This window comes from Luteimonas saliphila (assembly GCF_016774335.1).
GTDB classification, from domain to species: domain Bacteria; phylum Pseudomonadota; class Gammaproteobacteria; order Xanthomonadales; family Xanthomonadaceae; genus Luteimonas; species Luteimonas saliphila.
On the sequence record NZ_JAETWA010000013.1, the window covers coordinates 1 to 18,536 of the forward strand.

Sequence of the window (18,536 nt, forward strand, 5' to 3'; positions counted from 1 at the left end):
GCCGGACGACCGGGTCGCGCCTGAAGGCGCTCCTACGGGCGTCACGCTCGGAACGAGCGGGTGGACCGTCTCCGCGCCCGACACTACGACCGACCAACCCATTACCGCATTGCTCCTGTAGGAGCGGCTTCAGCCGCGACCACGTCCGGATGTTCGCCCGTGCCGGACGACCGGGTCGCGCCTGAAGGCGCTCCTACGGGCGTCACGCTCGGAACGAGCGGGTGGACCGTCTCCGCGCCCGACACTACGACCGACCGACCCATTACCGCATTGCTCCTGTAGGAGCGGCTTCAGCCGCGACCACGTCCGGATGTTCGCCCGCGCCGGACGACCGGGTCGCGCCTGAAGGCGCTCCTACGGGTGTCATGCACGGAAAAAGCCGGTGGACCGTCTCTCGTGGAATCGGCCCATCCGGCTTTTGTGCATTATCCGGGTTTTGCCGGACCGGGGCCAGTTCCGCCCTTCTCCCCTTCACGCGACCTCGGTGCCCTTCACGCGGCGCGCCCGGACGGCCTGTCGGGCAGCGACGACCTGGGGCAGATGGCGGCGTGGTACGTGTTCACCGCGCTGGGGTTCTATCCGGTCGCGCCGGCGAGCAATACCTGTGTGATCGGGCGGCGGTTCGTGCCGCGTGCGACGCTGACGCTGCCTGGGGCAAGCGCTTCACGGTGGTGGCGGACAACTTCGCGCCAGAAAACGGGTACGTGGCAGGGGTGACGCTGGACGGCGCGCCGCTTCGCGGGCGGAACTGCGCCAGAAGCAGATCATGGCGGGTGGCGAGCGGCGCTTCACGATGCAGGCGTCGCCGGGCGACTGGGGCGCCGCGCCGAACGTGGATTGACAGTGGAGCGTGGCGGCGGCACGGGTGCAGGGTGCGGCCGCCATGTCAGCCGGTCGCTGGATGCCTCAGGGCCACCCTGTCATCCCGAGCGCAGCGAGGGATCTGCGTGAAGGGGGGTCTCGAGCCAGATCCCTCGCTGCGCTCGGGATGACAACTTCACACGCTGGTCGGGATGGCGATATTGCGCTCCGGTCGACCGAGGCGCGTAGGAGCGCCTTCAGGCGCGACCGTTCACGAGGCCGGCCAGACCGTTTTGCCCCGGATAGCCTGCGCGTTTGCGAGGTGCCCGGTCGCGCCTGAAGGCGCTCCTACGGCGAGGCGGCGTCAGTTGCGGATGAAGTACAGGGCAACCAGGCCGAGGGCGAGGACGATGCCGCCGATCCTCCGCAACCGGGCGTCGGGCATCGCCAGAAGCTGCTGGGCGGCGCGCTTCCAGCCGCCGGGGGCGACGAACAGCATCAGGCCTTCGAGGATGGCGACGAGGCACAGGGCGGCCCAGAGGTCATTCATGGTGGGGCATCCTCGGGGTGGATGTGTCGACGGGATGGGGGCTTTTTCGCCCTTGGTGCCGGGTGGGCATGACGCACGACGCGGCTTCGCTTGAGACAGGACGCGCCTTCGGCGCGCCCCATTCCGCCTTCGGCACCTTCCACCCCTGAAGGGCGCAATGCCCCGCCAACGGGGGAAGCAACTGCTGCCCTCTCCCGCGTGCGGCAAAGAGTCGTGGTGAGGGGAGCGCGGCGAAGCCGCGCGGCCTCAGCGGTCGCTGCGCATGTACTGCAGGAACGGGTCGTCGCGTTCGAGCACGATCACGCCGTTGCCGTCGGCGAACGAGGCGCGGTAGGCCTCGAGGCTGCGCTGGAAGGTGTAGAACGCCGGGTCGCGCTGGGCCGCGATGCCGTAGAGGCGCGTGGCCTCGGCATCGCCCTCGCCTCGCAGCTTCTGCGCATCGCGCTCGGCTTCGGCGACCAGGACGGTGCGCTCGCGGTCGGCCTGGGCGCGGATGATGCGCGCCTGCTCTTCGCCCTCGGCGCGCAGGCGGCTGGCCACCTGGCGGCGTTCGGCGCGCATGCGGTCGTAGACCTGGGCGATGACGTCGCTGTCGGTCGGCAGGTCGATCTGCTTGAGGCGGATGTCGATCACACGCATGCCCAGGGTGCTGGCGGCGGCGTTGATGCCCTCGAGCTGCTTGGCGATGATCTCGGCACGGTCGCCCGAGACCAGCTGCTGCAGGGTGCGCGCGTTGATCTCGTTGCGCAGCGAGTCCTTGATGATCGGCGCCAGGCGCTCGCTGGCCAGGTCCATCTGCCCGCCGGTGGCGCGGTAGAAGTCGGCGACGTCGCTGATCAGGCCGATCGCGACGAAGTCCACGCTCACGTCCTTGCGCTCGGAGGTGAGGTAGCGCTCGGGCGAGAACTCGGCGGCGTAGAAGCGGCGGTCGAACACGCGCGCCGATTCGATCAGCGGGATCTTGAAGTGCAGGCCGGGGCCGATGTCGGTGCGGGCGACGCGGCCGAGGTTGAGCACCAGCGCCGTCTGGCCCTCGCGCACGACGTAGACCGAGCCGAGCAGGGCCAGCAGCACGATCACCACGATCGGGGCGATCAGGTTGAGTCTCATCGGTTGCCTCCATCGGCGCGCGCGCCACGGGTCGGGCGCGGCAGGCTGGCGTCAGGCGTGGCGCCGACCGGCGGCGACACGATGTCGGCCGGCAGCACCGGTGGCGCCGGGCTGTCGCTGCCACCGGCGGCCTGGTTCATCGGCACGTAGATCAGCTGGCGGCCGTCGCCGCCGACCACCTTGCGGTTGTCGGCCAGCACCTGCTCCACGGTCTCCAGCCACAGGCGCTTGCGGGTCACCTCGGGCGCGCCGCGGTAGGCGTCGACCAGCAGGGTGAAGCGTTCGGCGTCACCGGTGGCGCGGGCCACCGAGGCGGTCTTGTAGCCCTCGGCGGTGGTGCGCAGGCGCTGGGCGTCGCCGCGGGCCTCGGGCACCACGCGCGCGGCGTAGGCACGGGCCTCGTTGACCAGGCGCTCGTTGGTCTGCTGGGCGCTGTTGACCTCGTCGAACGCGGGCTTGACCTCTTCCGGCGGTCGCGCGTCCTGCAGGTTGAGCTCGGTCACGACCAGGCCGGTGCGGTAGGCCTCGAGCGAGGCCTGCAGCGCGGTCGACGCGGCCACCGACAGCGGGCCGCGCGCGTTGAGCGCGGTGTCGAGGTCGGCGCGGCCGATCTGTTCGCGCACGGCGCTCTGCGCGATCTGCTCGAGCACGCGCACCGCGTTCTGGGTACCGAACAGGAACATTTCCGGGTCGGCGACGCGGTACTGCACGTTGAACGAGACGGTGACGATGTTCTCGTCGCGGGTCAGCACCGGCAGGCTGTTGCTGAAGGTGCGCACGCTGGTGGCGTCGACCTTGGTGACGCGCTCGATCGGCCACGGCAGCTTGAAGTTCGGGCCCGGCTGCATGATCCGCGCCACCTGGCCGAAGCGCAGCACCACGCCGCGCTGCTGTTCGCCGATCAGCACGAAGCAGTTGAACACCAGCCAGACCACCAGGGCGATGCCGATCCAGCGCAGCGGATTGCCGCCACCGCCGCCACCGAACAGGTCGCGCAGGCGGTTGCCGACGTCGCCCAGGCCGTTGCCGCCGCGGCGGCGCTTGGGAGGCCATGGGTTGCGGCCGTTGCCGCCGGACCGGTCGCGTTCGGGCGGCCGGTCGTCGTTGTTCTTGCCGGGAATGTTCCAGGCCATGCCTGCTCCAGTCGGGTGGTCACGCTGCCCCGGGCAGGGACGGCGCTGCTTGCTGCGGCTCGCGGCCGCGGGGCGTGCATGGCGCGGGGATGCTCGGCATCCGGGTGCGGACATGCCCCGCCCTGCGGCAGCGGGTCGATTAGTTTACAGGGTGGGGTCGGCGGCGAGTTCGGGCAAGAGCCGGCGCAGCGCGGCGCCGTCGGGCTGCGCGGCCAGGCGCGCGGCGTCGGCCTCGGACAGGTCGATGCTGATCCGCCAGCCGGTCTCGTCCTGCGACTCGCCGCGGACCGCGTCGAGCTGGTGCAGGCGGGCGCGCAGGCGGCCTGCATCGGACGGCAGGTCGATGTCGGCGACGATCCGCCGCTGCGCCAGCCGTGCCGACAGCGCGTTGCGCAGCAGGTCCAGGCCCAAGCCGTCGCGGGCGGAGATCCACACCCGCTCGCGGCCGGCGAGCTGGTCGGGCACCGCCGCGGAGGCCTCGCCCTCGGCGCGATCGTGGCGCGCGACCGCGCCTTCGATGCGGTCGATCTTGTTGAACACCAGCAGCTGCGGGATGTCGCCGGCGCCGATCTCGGCGAGCACCGCCTCCACCTGGCCCATGCGCTCCTCGCGCAGCGGGTCTGCGGCGTCGATCACGTGCAGCAGCAGGTCGGCCTCGCGTGCCTCGGTGAGGGTGGCGCGGAACGCGGCGACCAGTTCGTGCGGCAAGTCGCGGACGAAGCCGACGGTATCGGACAGCACCACCGGTCCGCTGGGCAGCCCGATCCGGCGCACGGTGGGATCGAGGGTGGCGAACAGCTTGTCGGCGGCGTAGGCGTCGGCGCCGGTCAGGGCGTTGAACAGGGTCGACTTGCCGGCGTTGGTGTAGCCGACCAGGGCGACCCGCGGCATCTCGCTGCGCACCCGTGCGCGGCGCATCTGGGTGCGCTGCACTTCCACCTTGTCCAGGCGCTTCTGCAACTGGTCGACGCGCTTCTGCAGCAGCCGGCGGTCGGTCTCGAGCTGGGTCTCGCCGGGGCCGCGCAGGCCGATCGAACCGCCGCGCTGGCGCTCCAGGTGGGTCCAGCCCCGCACCAGGCGCGTGGCCATGTGCTTGAGCTGGGCCAGTTCGACTTGCAGCTTGCCCTCGGCGCTGCGGGCGCGCTGGGCGAAGATGTCGAGGATCAGGCCGGTGCGGTCGACCACGCGCCGCTCGAGCAGCTTCTCGAGGTTGCGTTCCTGGCCGGGGCTGAGGTGGTGGTTGACCAGCACCAGGTCGGCACCGGAGGCCTCGCAGGCGGCCTTGACCTCGTCGAGCTTGCCGCTGCCGATCAGGGTGGCGGGATTGGGCTTGTCGATCCGCGCGGTGAGCAGGGTGGCCACGCTGGCGCCGGCCGAACGCGCCAGTTCGGCGAACTCCTCCAGCTCGGCCTCGTCGGGCGCGCCTCCGGCATGGGGCTGGATCAGCAGGGCGTGCTCGCCCTTGCGGGAGCGTTCGAACAGTTGGGTCGGCATCGGGACTCGGCGGGTGGCTCAGCCACTGGACATAGAGGCCGCCGGCCCGGACTTCAACCGCGGGCGCCGAGGGGCGCCCGCATCCGGACGATCAGGCGGTCTCGGCGGTCAGGTCTTCTGCGCCCTCGGCGGCCTGGACCACGCCCCCGCCTGGCCCCACGCGCACGTTGCGCGCCGGCACCACGGTGGAGATGGCGTGCTTGTAGACCATCTGGCTGACCGTGTTGCGCAGCAGCACGACGAACTGGTCGAAGGACTCGATGACGCCCTGGAGCTTGATGCCGTTGACCAGGTAGATCGACACCGGTACGCGTTCGCGCCGCAGCGCATTCAGGAAAGGATCCTGCAAGGATTGCCCCTTGGACATTGCTGTTTCCCCAGCTTGGTTATTGTTGTGTCCGGCGGGGGACCCTCGACAGGCCTCCCCGGCCGCATCGCCCGACCCGCGTCTTCCCCGACGGCGGCGACCTCCCGATGGTACACAACCGGCCGGCCTGCGCGGGGCGTCGGGGCGTCGGCGGTCACAAATGCGGTGCCTGCGGGGGTCCATCCGACGGGCGGGAGGTGGCGCTGGAACGCTTGGATCGCGGTCGCGCCTGAAGGCGCTCCTACGCGTCGGGGTCGATGCCGTCGTGCGCCATCGGGGGTCGGCTGCCCGTAGGAGCGGCTTCAGCCGCGACGGGGCGCCCCGATCTCGTTCTCGAATGCCTGGGTACCCGGTCGCGCCTGAAGGCGCTCCTACGCGTCGGGGTCGATGCCGTCGTGCGCCATCGGGGGTCGGCTGCCCGTAGGAGCGGTTTCAGCCGCGACGGGGCGCCCCGATCTCGTTCTCGAATGCCTCGGTACCCGGTCGCGCCTGAAGGCGCTCCTACGCGTCGGGGTCGATGCCGTCGTGCGCCATCGGGGGTCGGCTGTCCGTAGGAGCGGCTTCAGCCGCGACGGGCGCCCCGATCTCGTTCTCGAATGCCTCGGTATCCGGTCGCGCCTGAAGGCGCTCCTACGCGTCGGGGTCGATGCCGTCGTGCGCCATCGGGGGGCGGCTGTCCGTAGCGACGGGCCGCTGGCGAGGCCGTCCAGAGCCCAGGAAGCGATGCACCGCGTCGTCCAGCTCGCCGCCCCGCCCGGCCGGATCGAACCACAGGGCGTCGAGTTCGCCGCGCAGCCAGGTGAGCTGGCGCTTGGCGAGCTGGCGGGTGGCGAAGATGGCGCGGTCGCGGAACGCCGCGGCGTCCCCGCCACCGTCGAGGCATTCCCAGGCCTGGCGGTAGCCGACGGCGCGGATCGCGGGCAGGTCGAGCGGCGCCGGATGGGCGCGCAACTGCGGCAGGGCGCGCAATGCGCGCACCTCGTCCAGGAACCCGGCGGCGAGCATCGCATCCAGGCGCGCGGCGATGCGCGCATGCAGCACGGCGCGCTCGTGCGGCGCGACCACCAGCTTGAGCACCCTCACCGGCAGGCGCGGCGACACCGAGGGTCCGCGCTGCCATTCGCTGATGGGGCGGCCGCTGATGCGGAACACTTCCAGTGCGCGCGCGATGCGCTGCGGATCGCCGGGACGGATCCTGGTCGCGGCGGCAGGGTCGATCCTGGCCAGGTCCGCATGCAGCGCCGCCCAGCCGCGATCGCCCGCTTCGGCCGCGATCGCCGCGCGCGTGGCCGGATCGGCGTCGGGCATCGGCGACAGCCCGCGCAGTAATGCGCGGAAGTACAGCCCGGTGCCGCCGGCGAGGATCGGCAGATGGCCGCGGGCGAGGATGGCGGCGATCGCATTGCGCGCGTCGCGTGCGAACTCGGCGGCCGAGTAGGTCTGCCAGGGATCGCGCAGGTCGAGCATGTGATGCGGTGCGCGCGCGCGTTCGGCGGCGTCGGGTTTGGCGGCGCCGATGTCGAGGCCGCGGTAGACCAGGGCCGAGTCGACGCTGACGATCTCGCCGCCGAAGCGTTGCGCCCAGTCCAGCGCCAGTGCGGTCTTGCCGGAGGCGGTGGGGCCCATGAGGGCGATGGCGGGGGGGCGGGTGTCGATGGGCATCGGGGGATTATCGATGCCGGGGCGGTGGGAGGGGTCCGGATTGCGGAATCGTATGCGGGAAGCCTGCGCGCCGGTGGCGCGCCCCATCCGCCTTCGGCACCTTCCCCGCCAAGCGGGGGAAGGGAATGCAAGGCGATCGCCTTCGGCGCCTCCCCTGCCAGGCGGGGGAAGGCAGTGCAAGGCGATCGCGGTCGCCCGTCCCGCGGAACGGGGGACGGGATCGCAGGGCGGCCGCGGCCGCCTTCGGTACTCCCTCGAATCCATGAGCAGAAGAACAATCCGCGTCCGCGGCCCTCTCGGTGGGAGGCGAGCCACCTCTGCTGCGAACGCCCGGATGGCGCAGCCAGCGCGCACGCACACCGTCGCAACCCCATCAGGAAGCCTCGCGCGTTCATTCCCGCGTCCACCACGGGAGTCCTGCCATGCAACGCACCGCCCTCGCCGCCGCCCTGTTCGCCGCCATCGCCCTGTCCGCCTGCAGCACCGCGCCGGAGGGGCGCGGCGCACAGTCGCCCGCCACTGCGTCCAGCGACGGCACGGCGCACCAGGCACCGATGCCGCCACCAACCCCGCCCGCGCCACCCGCGCCGCCGACCGAAGCGCGTCTGGTCGACGCCGAGCGCTCGCGACGCGACCAGGTCGTGGTGACCGGCACGCGGGTGCACGCGGAAGAGGCGATGGCCGTGCGCATGCTCGCCGCGCCCGCGCCGGCTTCCGCACCGCTGCTCTACGACATGGTCGCGCCGCCGCCCCATGCGCAGCCGGCGAATACGGAGAACTACGCCGAGCGCGATGACAACCCGGTGCAGCGCGTGGCCGAGCAGCCGGTGTCGACCTTCTCGATCGACGTCGACACCGGCAGCTACAGCAACGTGCGGCGCATGGTGCGCCAGGGCGTGCGTCCGCCGGCGGACGCGGTGCGCGCGGAGGAGTTCATCAACTACTTCGACTACGGCCATCCGGGGCCGGATTCGCTGGCCACGCCGTTCCTCGCCACCACCGAGGTGGCGCCGGCGCCATGGGACGAACGCCGGCACCTGCTGATGATCGGCATCAAGGGCTTCGACGTGCCGAAGGCGGAACTGCCGCCGGCGAACCTGGTGTTCCTGCTCGACACCTCGGGTTCGATGAACTCGCCGGACAAGCTGCCGCTGCTCAAGCAGTCGTTCGCGGAACTCACCGGACAGCTGCGCGCGCAGGACCGGGTGTCGATCGTGGTCTACGCCGGTTCCGCGGGCCTGGTGCTGCCGCCCACGCCCGGCGACCGCAAGGATGAGATCCTCGCCGCACTGGAACGGCTGGAAGCCGGCGGCAGCACCAACGGCGGCGACGGCATCCGCCTGGCCTACGCGATGGCGCGGCGCGCGTTCGTCGAGGGTGGCGTCAACCGCGTGATCCTGGCCACCGACGGCGACTTCAACGTCGGCACGGTCGATGGCGGCTCGCTGGAGACGATGGTCGCCGACCAGCGCAAGTCGGGCATCGCCCTGACCACGCTCGGCTTCGGCCAAGGCAACTACAACGACCACCTGGCCGAACGCCTGGCCGATGCCGGCGACGGCAACCACGCCTACATCGACACCCTGCAGGAGGCGCGCAAGGTGCTGGTGGAGGAGATGTCCTCGACCCTGTTGACGATCGCTCAGGACGTGAAGATCCAGGTCGAGTTCAACCCGGCGCAGGTAGCCGAGTACCGCCTGATCGGCTACGAGAACCGGATGCTGGCGCGCGAGGACTTCGCCAACGACAAGGTCGACGCCGGCGACATCGGCGCGGGGCACGAGGTCACCGCGCTGTACGAGATCACCCTCGCCGGCTCGGGCGCCGAACGGCTGCCGCCACTGCGCTATGGCGCAAGGCAGCCCACGGCGGCTCCGGCGCAGGCCGGCGAGCTCGCGCACCTGCGCCTGCGCTACAAGCGCCCGGGCGAGACCGCGAGCCGCCTGATCGAGACGCCGATCCTGCGCAGCGCGATCCGGGCGCAGCCCGGCGAGTCGATGCGCTTCGCGGCGAGCGTGGCGGCGTGGGCGGATGCGCTGCGCGGCGGAGAGAACCTGGCGCAGTGGGACTGGCAGGCGATCGCCGGCACCGCTCGCGCCGCGCAGGGCGCGGACCGCTGGCGCCTGCGCGCGGAATTCCTGGAACTGGTGGAAGCCTCGCGGGTGCTGGTGGCCGACGGCGAAGGCGCCGGCGAACCGCAGGTCAGCGCGATCGCACGCTGACGGCGGCAGGCCGCGCCTTCGCGGCGCGGCCTTCGACCTGGGCCGACGGGCGCCCGAACAGGTAGCCCTGGCCGTAGGCGCAGCCCAGGCCGGCCAGCAGCTGGCGCTGGTGCTCGGTCTCCACGCCCTCGCCGATGGTGTCGATGCCGAGCGTCCCGGCCAGCGCCAGGATCGCGCGTACCAGCGCCAGGCTCTCGGCATGGGTCTCGCCGGAGAGCCCGGCGATGAAGCTCTGGTCGATCTTCAGCGCCTGGATCGGGAACCGGTGCAGGTACGACAGCGCCGAGAACCCGGTGCCGAAATCGTCGAGCAGCGCGAGCACGCCCTCGGCGCGCAGGGTGTTGAGGACGCGGGCGGCGCGCGGGGCGTCGTCGAGCAGCGCGCCCTCGGTGATCTCGATCCGCAGCCGGTGCGGATCGACCCGCGCGTCGGCGATGATGCGCAGCAGCCGCTCGGCGAAGTCGTCGGCGTGGAAGTGCTTCGGCGACACGTTGATCGACACGTAGCCGTCCGGGTGCCGCCCCATCCAAGCCACCACGCGCTGGTACAGCAGCCAGTCGACCTGTTCGATCAGGCCGCTGTCCTCGCACACGCGCAGGAACTCCGACGGCGGCAGCGCGCCGTGCAGCTCGTGCTTCCAGCGCAGCAGCGCCTCGTGCCCGACCACGGCGCCGTCGGACAGGCGCACGATCGGCTGGAAATGCGGCTCGAACGCGTCGCGCTGGATCGCGCGGCGCAGGTCGGCCTCGAGGTCGAGCAGGCGCATCGCCTCGGCGCGCATCTCCTCGTCGAAGCGCTCGCTGCGGTCGCGGCCGCGCGCCTTGGCGCGGTACATCGCCGCGTCGGCGTCGCGCAGCAGCTCGTCGGCGTGGCGGTAGCGCGGCTGCCACAGCGCGATGCCGATGCTGGCCGAGGGGAACAGCTCCCGCCCGGCCACCCACATCGAGCGCCCGAGCTTCTTCAGGATCCTGGTCGAGGTCTCGGTGGCGGCGTCGCCATCGGCGACCGCGTCGAGCACGATCGCGAACTCGTCGCCGCCCAGCCGCGCGACCACGTCCTCCACCCCGATCGCGCCGCGGATGCGGCGCCCGACCTCGATCAGCATCGCGTCGCCCGCGGCGTGCCCCATCGAGTCGTTGATCAGCTTGAAGCGGTCGAGGTCCAGGAACAGCACCGCGAACGGCAACCGCCCCGGCTCGTACATCTGCAGCATCATGCTGTCGAGGCGGTCGAGCAGGAACACGCGGTTGGGCAGGCCGGTGAGGTGGTCGTGGCGCGCCTGGTGGGTGAGGCGCTGCTGCGCGCGCACGCGCTCGCCGATCTGCGCGCGCAGCTCGCGGTTGGCCTGTTCCAGCTCGCGGGTGCGCGCCTCGACCCGGAACTCGAGTTCGGCGTGGGTGGCCTTGAGCGATTCCTGCGCGCGCTTGCGCGCGAGCGCGCCGTCGACGTGGTGGGCGACGAAGGTGAGCAGTTCCTGGTCGGCGGGGGTGAAGCCGACGTCCGCGCTGTAGCTCTGCACCGCGATCACGCCGACCGTGGCGCCGTCGCGCGACAGCGGCACCCCCAGCCAGCAGTGCGCGAGCGAACCGTGCCCGCGCATCTGCCCGGCGCTCTCGAGCTGGGCCATGCCGTAGCGGTCGACCAGCAATGCCTCGCCGTGGCGGATCACGTACTCGGTCAGGCCCCGGCCCAGGCGCCGCGGACGGCGCACCGGGTCGCGCTCGTCCACCGAGTACGGGAACTCCAGCCGCGCCCCGTCGTCGCTCAGCAGCGCGATGTAGAAATTGCGCGCGTCGAGCAGTTCGTCGATCACGCCGTGCACCTCGGCGTAGAAGCGTTCGATGCTGCCGGCGGTGATCGACAGTTCGCTGATCCGGAACAGCGCGCGCTGCAGGCGCTCGGCGCGCTCGCGCTCGACGATCTCGGCCTCCAGCACCCAGTTGGCGTGCTGCAGTTCGCGGGTGCGCTCGTCGACCCGGCGCTCGAGTTGCTCCTGCGCGGTCTTGCGGTCGAGCGCGGTGAGGATGTGCTGGGCGACGAACTCCAGCAGCGCGCGGTCCTCGTGGGTGTAGCGCTGCGGCTGGTCGTAGCTCTGCACCACGATCGCGCCGCTGACGTAGCCTTCGCGGCGCATCGGCACGCCCAGCCAGTCGGCGCTGTCCGGGCCGTGCGCGGGATCCTTGTCGACGCCGAGCGAGCGGCGGACCTGCGCCGACGGGCCGAGCATCGGCTGCCCGTGGCGCAGCATCGCCACGGTCAGGCTGTTGGGCATCTCCCGGACCGGGATCTCCTCGTCGGGATCGGCCACCCACGGATCGCGCTCGTCGACGAAGTAGAGGAAGCGCACGGTCTCGCGCACCTCGTCGTAGCGCACGATGTAGAAGTTGTCGGCCGGCATCAGGGTGCCGACGACGGCGTGGATGCGCGCCAGCATTTCCTGCATGTCGAGGCTGGCGCCGGACAGGTCCGCGATCTCGTACAGGGCCTGGCGCAGGCGCTCGGACTTGCGCAGGCCGTCGATGCGCGACTGCGCGCGCGCGCTGGAAAAGGTGGCGTCGATGGTGCTGCGCGCCAGCGCCAGCCAGCCCTCGCGCAGCGCGCTGGGCAGTTGCCGGCCGGGCTGCGCGACCAGGGCGACCCGGGTGGCGTCGAGGGTCCAGGCGGCGCTGATGTCGTAGCCGTCCGCGCCCGGCGGGTCGCCGCCGAGCATGCCGTCGACCGCCGAGGCGTGCGCGGGCGTGGCGGCCGCGCTGCGCGAGGCGCCGACGCCGAGCAGCGGATCGTTCCAGCCGACCGCGACGGTCGCGCCCGCGGGCAGCGTGCGCGCCAGCAGCGGCGCGATGCCGTCCAGTCCCGCATGCGTCTGGGGGCCGGGCACGTTCGCCTCGGTGGCAGGGACATTCACGGGGTCGGCATCTCCATTCAGGGAGCATAACGAGATTCGGGTCCCGCTCCGGCAACCCCTTGGCCCTCGCCGATCCGTTAGCCTGGACATGCCGATCGCCATCGCCCACCTGCCGCTTCCCCAACGGCCCTGGCGCCACGGAACCCGCTTCCCGCCGCCCGGGGCAGGCCTTACCCTGCTGCGGGTGAACGAGGCCGCCCCCGACGATCCACCCGAGCCCAGCGACGAGACGCTGATGCTGGCCTATGCGGCCGGCGACGTGGCGGCGTTCGAGGCGCTGTACGGGCGGCATCGCCTGCGCCTGTACCGCTACCTGCTGCGGCAGCTGCGCGACGGGGCGCTGGCCGACGAACTGTTCCAGGACATCTGGCAGAAGGTGATCACCGCGCGTGCGAACTGGACGCCCGAGGCCGCGTTCGCGACCTGGCTGTACCGGATCGCGCACAACCGGCTGGCGGACCACTGGCGCGCGCGGCAGCACCGCCCGCCGGCGCCGGTCGACGCCGACGAACGAACCGCGCGCGTGCCCGACCCGGACACGCCGGAGCGGCAGCTGTCGCAATTCGAGCAGCGCCGGCAACTGCAGCTGGCGCTGGACGCGTTGCCGCCGGAGCAGCGCGAGGTGATCGTGCTGCGGCTGGAGCAGGAACTGAGCCTGGAGGAGATCGGCGAGGTGACCGGGGTCGGCCGGGAAACGGTGAAATCGCGCCTGCGCTACGCGATGGACAAGCTGCGCGCGCAGCTCGGCGCGGGGGTTGGGGCATGAGCCGCCGCGACCACGAACCGCTGACGCCGGAAGAGCGCGACCTCGCCGGTCGGCTGTCGCGGCTGGATCCGCAGGCGGCGCCCTCCGCGGCGCTCGACGCGGCGATCCTGGCCGCTGCGCGCGCCCAGCACAGCGGGGGAGGCTCGACCTCGCCGGGCGTGCGCGGGCGGTCCCGGCGCCCCCGCTGGCCGGTCGGGCTGGGGATCGCGGCGTCGCTGGCGGTGGCGGTGGGCATCGCCTGGCAACTGCGTCCGCTGCCGGAAACCCGGGCCCTGTCGGCGCCGTCCGAGCTCGAACTGCCGCGGGCCGTGGTCGCCGAGCCCGTGCCGGCACGCGCGACCGCCGCGCCACCGATCGCGACCGGCGACGCCGAAGAGGCGCCTGCCGCCGAAGCCGGTGCCGCCACGGTCGCGGCGGACGAGGCCAGGGCGATGTCCGGACCCCGCCCCGCACCCACGGCATCCGCCGCACGCGATCGGCGCGAGGCCGCGGCGGCGGACGACCGCACCGCGACGGACGCCGCCGCCCGGCAGGCCGCCACGCGCAAGGCAGAGCATCCGCGGGAGCAGGCGTCGGCTCAGCGCGCGGCCGCGCCGCCGGCCGAGGCGCGGGCGCGGCACAGCGATTCGATCGAGATCGTCTTCGACCAGGTCGCCCCCCCGCCGCCGCCCCCTACGCCCCCGGCCCCGCCGGCACCGGCCTCCGGGGAGCTGAGGTTCGTGCCGTCGCCGCCCGCCGCGGCAACGGACTCTCCGCGCCCCGACGCCGAAGGCGGGGACGCCGCGTTCGAGCGCAGGCCCTCCGCCGCTCCGGCCGCCGTGCCGCCGGCTGCACGCACCGAGGCAGAGGGCGCGGCCCTCGACGAGATCATCGTGACCGGCTCGCGGATCGAACCGGCGCCCGCGACGGTCGACGCGCACGCCGACCAGCCGCTCGACGACCAGCCCCCGGCCTCGGTCGATTCGCCCGAAGTGCGCGCCACGTGGCTGCAGCGCATCCGCGAGCTGCGCGACGCCGGGCAAGCCGAGGAGGCCAGCGCCAGCCTGCGCGAATTCGTGCGCCGCCACCCCCAGGCCGAAGTCCCCGCCGACCTGCGTCCGCTGCTGCGCGAATGAGCCCGGACACGCTGGCCGCGCCGGCGCAATACGCCATCGAGGTCAAACACAGTCGGTTCGTGGCGAATGCGGCGCCGGTCGCTTCGCTGGAAGACGTTGTCGAGGTCATCCGCCAGGCTTCGGTCGCCGACGCCAACCACAACTGCTGGGCCTGGCGACTGGGCAGCGAATACCGCAGCAGCGATGACCGCGAACCGGCCGGAACCGCGGGACGCCCGATCCTGGCCGCGATCGACGGCCAGGGCCTCGACCGGGTGGTGGTGGTGGTCAGCCGCTGGTTCGGCGGCATCAAGCTCGGGGCCGGCGGGCTGGTGCGTGCCTATGGCGGTGCGGCGGCCGAATGCCTGCGCCTGGCGCCACGCCTGGCACTGGTCGAAACCGCCCGGGTGCGCGTGCACGTGGGGTTCGAGGACGTCTCGACCCTGCACCAGCTGCTGCCCGTGTTCGCGGCGACCAAACTGGACGAGGACTTCGACGCCACGGGCGCCTGCCTCGCGCTGGAGCTGCCCGCAAGCGCGCTCGCGGACTTGAAAACCCGGCTGCGCGACGCCACGCGTGACCGGGCACGTTTCGAAGACTGAAGGCTGATGGCGTTTTCCCACGACCGGCGCGGCGGCGCGCCCGGCACCCCGCCCATCGCGCAGGATGCGCCCGCCTCGAGGGTGCCGCTCGGTTCGCTGCGCACGCTGTGGCCGTTCGTCATGCGCCAGAAGGGCCTGTTCTTCGCCTGGCTGCTGGCGCTGGTGGCCTCGTCCAGCGCGACCCTGGCGCTGCCGGTCGCGGTGCGCCACATCATCGACCGGGGCTTCAGCAGCGGCAGCAACATCGATGCGACCTTCGCCATGGTCCTGCTGGTCGCGCTGGCGCTGGCGCTGGCCACCGCCGCGCGCTTCTTCTTCGTCTCCCTGCTGGGCGAGCGCGTGGTCGCCGACCTGCGCAACCGGCTGTACGGGCACCTGGTCGGGCTCGACCAGGCCTTCTTCGAACGCAACCGCAGCGGCGAGCTGGTGTCGCGGCTCAGCGCCGACACCGAACTGCTGCGCAGCGTGATCGGCACCACCATGTCGGTGGCGCTGCGCAGCACGGTGACCGTGCTCGGCAGCGTGGTCATGCTGCTGGTGACCAGCCCGCGGCTGGCGGTGTGGGCGCTGGTGGGCATCCCGCTGCTGGTGCTGCCGCTGGTGCTGGGCGGGCGACGGCTGCAGAAGATCTCGCGGCAGAGCCAGGACCGCGTCGCAGAGGCCAACGCGCTGGCCGCCGAGTCGCTCGGCGCGATCCGCACGGTGCAGGCGCACGCGCGCGAGGATTACGAGCGCGGACGGTTCACCGACGCCGTGGCGCTGTCGGTGGCCACCGCGCGCAAGCGCATCGGCGTGCAGTCGCTGGTCACCGCGGTGGCCATTTCGCTGATCTTCGGCGCGATCATCCTGGTGCTGTGGTCGGGCGCGCACGACGTGATCCGCGGCGACATGACCGCCGGCACGCTCGGCCAGTTCGTGCTCTATGCGCTGCTCGGCGCCGGCTCGGTCGGCGCGCTGGCGGAAGTCTGGAACGAACTGCAGCGCGCGGCCGGCGGCATGGGCCGGATCGGCGAACTGCTCGACGAACGCGGCGACATCGCGGCGCCCGAGCATCCAGCCGCGCTGCCGCGCCCGTTGCGCGGCGAACTGCGCTTCGACGCGGTCTCGTTCCACTACCCGACGCGCCCCGAGGCGCCGGCGTTGCAGGAATTCTCCCTGCGCGTCGCGCCCGGCGAAACCGTGGCCCTGGTCGGTCCCTCCGGGGCCGGCAAGAGCACGGTGTTCTCGGTGCTGCTGCGCTTCCACGATCCGCAGGCGGGCCAGGTGTCGGTCGACGGCGTCGACGTACGCCAGCTCGATCCGGTGGAACTGCGCGAAGCGATCGCGCTGGTGCCGCAGCAACCGGCGATCTTCGCCGCCAGCGCGCGCGAGAACATCCGCTACGGCCGGCTGGAAGCGGACGACGCCGAAATCGAGGCCGCCGCACGCTCGGCCGAGGCGCACGAGTTCCTGTCCGCGCTCCCGGCCGGCTACGACGAACAGCTCGGCGAGCGCGGCGCGCGCCTGTCGGGCGGGCAGCAGCAACGCATCGCCATCGCCCGCGCCCTGCTCAAGGACGCGCCGATCCTGCTGCTCGACGAGGCCACCTCCGCGCTCGACGCGCAGAGCGAACGCGCCGTGCAGACCGCGCTCGAGCACCTGATGGAAGGCCGGACCACGCTGGTGATCGCGCACCGGCTGGCCACCATCCTCAAGGCCGACCGCATCGTGGTGATGGACCAGGGCCGGATCGTCGCCCAGGGCACGCACGCCGAGCTGCTGGCGCAGGACGGGCTCTACGCGAATCTCGCGCGGCTGCAGTTCATCGATTGACGCTGGCCCGGCCGCTCAGCCGGCCGCGGCGACGACCTGCTTGCGCCACTCGCGCGGCGATCGCCCGGTCTGGGCCTTGAACGCGCGCGACAGCGCCGCCTCGCTGCCGTAGCCGATCTGCGGCGCCACGATCTTCAGCGGCCGCCCGCGCCGCAGTGCCTGCTGCGCCAGGCCGATGCGCCAGCCCTGCAGGTACTGCCCCGGCGTGGTGCCCACCGACTCGCGGAAGCTGGCGGCGAACACGCTGCGCGACATGCCGGCAACCTGCGCCAGTTCGTCCAGCGACCAGTCCTTCGCCGGCGCCTCGTGCATCGCCACCAGCGCGTTGCGCAGGCGCGGATGCGACAGCCCCGACAGCAGCCCGCCCTGCACCTCGCCGCTTTCCATCAGCTGGCGCAGGATCTGGATCATCACCACCTCGAACAGGCGCTCGACCAGCGCGACGCGTCCGCAGCGATGCTCGAACGCTTCCTCGAACAGCAGCGCCAGCACCGGCGCCGCGCCGCCGACCTCGTCCAGCGGCAGACACACCACCGGCGGCAACGCCGCGGCGATGGGATTGGCCGAGCCGCCCTCGAAGGCCAGGTGCGCGCAGACCATGTCCGCGCCGCGCTCGGGATCGGTGACGAAGCGGTGGGTCAGCGGCCGCGGATACAGCAGCAGGCTGGGCCGCTCCACGCGCAGCGATTCGCGGCCGTGGACGACCTCGACCGCGCCTTCGCGCACCAGGTGCAGCTGGCCGTGTTCGCCATCGCTTTCGACGGTGTTGATGCCGCACAGCGGGCCGGTGTTGAACACCTGGGCGCTCACCGGGAAGTGGATCATAAGGGCGGCGAGCCTGTCGGCCATGCGGGACTCCTGGTCAATTTTTCGCGACTTTACCTCACCCATGATCCCGGCAGGTGTCGCGCAATACGCCTTCCCGGTCCGACGCCCGGCGTCGGGCATGCCGAGGCTGGCCCCCTCTGCTCCGGCGCGCCGCACGGCCTCACCGACACCCGCAAGCACCGGCTCCCCAGGACCTGCCGGATTTCCTGCGCGAGTGTGGCGTCGTCACGCATCGCCAATCCGCCCGGAGGACGCATGCCCCGGCATGCGTCCTCTTTCGTGTCCGCTTCACGGCGCCGTGCAGCGCGACTTCAATCCGCGCGTGCCAGCGCCCGGCAATGCGCGGCGGTGTCCTCGTCCACCGGGAAACAGCACTCGATGTGCAACTCGTCGAGGGTGACGTCGCGCGGCATCGCGAAGGTGGTGATGGTGGAGAAAAAGCGCAACACCACCTCGCCGCTGCGCAGCTGCGTGGTCAGCAGCGGCGACGGCGCGCGCGACAGGTCGCGCAGGCGCCAATGCGCGGGCACGCCGGGATAGGCGAGGACCTCGTCGAGCAGCGCACGCGCGCTTGCGTCGGTGGGCGCGGCCGCAACGCGGTCGTGCAGGTGGTGGACCAGTTCGCCGGCCACCTCCTCCCAGTTGGCGATCGCCGAGCGCAGGTCGGCCGGGTCGAAGAACTGGCGCATGATGTTGCGGTGGGCGCTGTCGCGTCCGAGCACGGCGCGGTTCACCCGGACGGCGGCGGCGTTCTCGCGCAGCACGTCCCATTGCCGGTTGATCAGGAACGCGGGGTACGGTTCCTGCTGCGCGAGGATCGCGTCGATCGCCTGGTCGATCCGCGCCAGCGACACCGCATGCAACGCGCTCTCCGGATAGGCCGGGGCGTAGCCCGCGGCGAGCAGCAGCGCGTTGCGTTCGCGCAGCGGCATGTCCAGTGCATCCGCGAGGCGCGCCAGCAGCTCGCGGCCCGGCTGCGCCTTGCCGGTCTCGATGCAGCTCAGGTGGCGGGTGGAAATGCCTGCCGACAGGGCGAGGTCGAGCTGGCTGGCGCGTCGCGCGGCGCGCCACTCGCGCAGCAGCGTGCCCACCGGTGCGAGGGCCGCGGGATCGGTCTGGCGGACGCGACTGCTCTCCATGCGCCGAGCATAAGCCGCACGTGTTCAGCCGCGCCATGACCTGCGAGGTCA

The 18,536-nt window shown here is 72.2% G+C and carries 15 protein-coding genes; 6 read left to right on the forward strand and 9 right to left on the reverse strand.

Going from position 1 to position 18,536, the window contains the following annotated elements; genetic code table 11:
- Nucleotides 1–396: 396 nt before the first annotated feature.
- Entirely contained in the window at nucleotides 397–717 is a 321-nt protein-coding gene (locus JMO03_RS21450) for a glycoside hydrolase domain-containing protein (RefSeq protein ID WP_202839853.1), read from the forward strand.
- Between the two features lie 448 nt (nucleotides 718–1,165).
- Here JMO03_RS21450 and JMO03_RS02420 read toward each other — a convergent pair whose 3' ends face one another.
- The 6 genes from JMO03_RS02420 to miaA all read right to left on the reverse strand — a co-directional run bounded on the left by JMO03_RS02420 (nucleotide 1,166) and on the right by miaA (nucleotide 7,117).
- Entirely contained in the window at nucleotides 1,166–1,351 is a 186-nt protein-coding gene (locus tag JMO03_RS02420) for a DUF2065 domain-containing protein (protein ID WP_202839855.1), read from the reverse strand.
- A gap of 246 nt (nucleotides 1,352–1,597) precedes the next feature.
- Complete coding sequence (gene hflC / locus JMO03_RS02425; protein ID WP_202839857.1) at nucleotides 1,598–2,461, reverse strand: protease modulator HflC; 864 nt, start codon at nucleotides 2,459–2,461, stop codon at nucleotides 1,598–1,600.
- Nucleotides 2,458–3,594 (reverse strand): FtsH protease activity modulator HflK, encoded by a 1,137-nt coding sequence (gene hflK, locus JMO03_RS02430; protein WP_202839859.1) that lies wholly within the window; start codon nucleotides 3,592–3,594, stop codon nucleotides 2,458–2,460. The genes hflC and hflK overlap by 4 nt, the downstream gene beginning before the upstream one ends.
- Nucleotides 3,595–3,738: 144 nt before the next feature.
- Entirely contained in the window at nucleotides 3,739–5,076 is a 1,338-nt protein-coding gene (gene hflX, locus JMO03_RS02435) for a ribosome rescue GTPase HflX (RefSeq protein WP_202840083.1), read from the reverse strand.
- Between the two features lie 103 nt (nucleotides 5,077–5,179).
- On the reverse strand, nucleotides 5,180–5,455 hold the full coding sequence (gene hfq, locus JMO03_RS02440) for an RNA chaperone Hfq (RefSeq protein WP_202839866.1): 276 nt from the start codon (nucleotides 5,453–5,455) through the stop codon (nucleotides 5,180–5,182).
- A gap of 630 nt (nucleotides 5,456–6,085) precedes the next feature.
- Nucleotides 6,086–7,117 (reverse strand): tRNA (adenosine(37)-N6)-dimethylallyltransferase MiaA, encoded by a 1,032-nt coding sequence (gene miaA / locus JMO03_RS02445; RefSeq protein ID WP_202839868.1) that lies wholly within the window; start codon nucleotides 7,115–7,117, stop codon nucleotides 6,086–6,088.
- A 422-nt stretch (nucleotides 7,118–7,539) separates the two neighbouring features.
- Between miaA and JMO03_RS02450 the strand changes: the two genes are divergently transcribed.
- Nucleotides 7,540–9,339, forward strand: coding sequence for a vWA domain-containing protein (locus tag JMO03_RS02450; protein ID WP_202839870.1), 1,800 nt, complete (start codon nucleotides 7,540–7,542; stop codon nucleotides 9,337–9,339).
- On the opposite strand, the gene JMO03_RS02455 is transcribed toward JMO03_RS02450, so the two are convergent.
- Complete coding sequence (locus tag JMO03_RS02455) at nucleotides 9,320–12,244, reverse strand: EAL domain-containing protein (RefSeq protein WP_337926345.1); 2,925 nt, start codon at nucleotides 12,242–12,244, stop codon at nucleotides 9,320–9,322. The genes JMO03_RS02450 and JMO03_RS02455 overlap by 20 nt on opposite strands.
- A gap of 88 nt (nucleotides 12,245–12,332) precedes the next feature.
- Here JMO03_RS02455 and JMO03_RS02460 point away from each other — a divergent pair, with 88 nt between their 5' ends.
- The 4 genes from JMO03_RS02460 to JMO03_RS02475 are packed head-to-tail and all read left to right on the forward strand — an operon-like array spanning nucleotide 12,333 to nucleotide 16,518.
- Nucleotides 12,333–13,010 (forward strand): RNA polymerase sigma factor, encoded by a 678-nt coding sequence (locus JMO03_RS02460; RefSeq protein ID WP_202839873.1) that lies wholly within the window; start codon nucleotides 12,333–12,335, stop codon nucleotides 13,008–13,010.
- Nucleotides 13,007–14,125, forward strand: coding sequence for a hypothetical protein (locus tag JMO03_RS02465; RefSeq protein WP_202839875.1), 1,119 nt, complete (start codon nucleotides 13,007–13,009; stop codon nucleotides 14,123–14,125). Before JMO03_RS02460 ends, JMO03_RS02465 begins: the two co-directional genes overlap by 4 nt.
- Nucleotides 14,122–14,706 carry an IMPACT family protein gene (locus tag JMO03_RS02470; protein WP_202839877.1) on the forward strand — a complete coding sequence of 195 codons (585 nt, stop codon included), beginning with the start codon at nucleotides 14,122–14,124 and terminating at the stop codon, nucleotides 14,704–14,706. Before JMO03_RS02465 ends, JMO03_RS02470 begins: the two co-directional genes overlap by 4 nt.
- Before the next feature lie 6 nt (nucleotides 14,707–14,712).
- Nucleotides 14,713–16,518 (forward strand): ABC transporter transmembrane domain-containing protein, encoded by a 1,806-nt coding sequence (locus JMO03_RS02475; RefSeq protein WP_202839883.1) that lies wholly within the window; start codon nucleotides 14,713–14,715, stop codon nucleotides 16,516–16,518.
- A 15-nt stretch (nucleotides 16,519–16,533) separates the two neighbouring features.
- Here JMO03_RS02475 and JMO03_RS02480 read toward each other — a convergent pair whose 3' ends face one another.
- Both JMO03_RS02480 and JMO03_RS02485 read right to left on the reverse strand, forming a co-directional pair.
- Complete coding sequence (locus tag JMO03_RS02480) at nucleotides 16,534–17,367, reverse strand: AraC family transcriptional regulator (RefSeq protein WP_202839885.1); 834 nt, start codon at nucleotides 17,365–17,367, stop codon at nucleotides 16,534–16,536.
- A 290-nt stretch (nucleotides 17,368–17,657) separates the two neighbouring features.
- Nucleotides 17,658–18,485 (reverse strand): helix-turn-helix domain-containing protein, encoded by an 828-nt coding sequence (locus JMO03_RS02485; RefSeq protein ID WP_202839887.1) that lies wholly within the window; start codon nucleotides 18,483–18,485, stop codon nucleotides 17,658–17,660.
- Between the last annotated feature and the right edge of the window lie 51 nt (nucleotides 18,486–18,536).